Below are 772 nucleotides of genomic sequence, written 5' to 3'. Positions count from 1 at the left end.
CGTTCCCATGCCGAACACGGAAGTTAAGCGTCTCAGCGCCGAAAGTAGTTGGGGGATCTCCCCCTGTGAGGATAGGACGTTGCCAGGCTACATATTGGAGGATTAGCTCAGCTGGGAGAGCACCTGCCTTACAAGCAGGGGGTCGGCGGTTCGATCCCGTCATCCTCCACCATTTACACCTGCCGGTGTAGCTCAGTTGGTAGAGCATCTGACTTGTAATCAGAGGGTCGAGGGTTCGAATCCTTTCGCCGGCACCATTTGATCTTTTTAAAAAGTCTACCGCTAGAAATTATACCTTGCCGGGGTGGCGGAATTGGTAGACGCACAGGACTTAAAATCCTGCGAGGGTTTCCTCGTGCCGGTTCAAGTCCGGCCCTCGGTACCATTAATATTTTCCCATGATGATTATTCGTCTCGCACCCTTAGCTCAGCTGGATAGAGCGTTAGACTACGAATCTAAAGGCCGGGAGTTCGAATCTCTCAGGGTGCACCATTTTTAGACGGGAAGTAGCTCAGCTTGGTAGAGCACTTGGTTTGGGACCAAGGGGTCGCAGGTTCGAATCCTGTCTTCCCGACCATCATCACTTATACTGGGGCCTTAGCTCAGCTGGGAGAGCGCCTGCCTTGCACGCAGGAGGTCAGCGGTTCGATCCCGCTAGGCTCCACCATTTTTATTTTTTTTACAGACGAACTTTGAAAACTGAACGATGAGGCAAAAAAAGTTTTACCATTTTTGAATGAAGCGCAAGCTTCGTCAATTTAAGAGCTATAT

General features: G+C 50.5%; 6 tRNA genes and 1 rRNA gene. All 7 read left to right on the top strand.

The features are described from left to right. A 5S ribosomal RNA gene (gene rrf / locus KOG47_RS14665) occupies positions 1 to 88 on the top strand; the annotation flags it as partial. A gap of 8 nt (positions 89 to 96) precedes the next feature. Continuing rightward, positions 97 to 172: transfer RNA gene (locus KOG47_RS14660), tRNA-Val, on the top strand. Between the two features lie 9 nt (positions 173 to 181). Beyond that, positions 182 to 257 (top strand) — tRNA-Thr (locus KOG47_RS14655). A gap of 41 nt (positions 258 to 298) precedes the next feature. After that, positions 299 to 385 (top strand) — tRNA-Leu (locus KOG47_RS14650). Between the two features lie 31 nt (positions 386 to 416). Continuing rightward, positions 417 to 493, top strand: a tRNA-Arg gene (locus KOG47_RS14645). An 8-nt stretch (positions 494 to 501) separates the two neighbouring features. After that, positions 502 to 578 (top strand) — tRNA-Pro (locus KOG47_RS14640). A gap of 14 nt (positions 579 to 592) precedes the next feature. Beyond that, a tRNA-Ala gene (locus tag KOG47_RS14635) sits at positions 593 to 668 on the top strand. The last annotated feature ends 104 nt before the right edge of the window (positions 669 to 772 follow it).

This window comes from Exiguobacterium sp. s121, assembly GCF_018617245.1.
GTDB classification, from domain to species: Bacteria; Bacillota; Bacilli; order Exiguobacteriales; family Exiguobacteriaceae; genus Exiguobacterium; species Exiguobacterium profundum.
The sequence above is the reverse complement of the archived record's forward strand: the minus strand, read 5'-3'. Positions and strand labels throughout refer to the sequence as shown.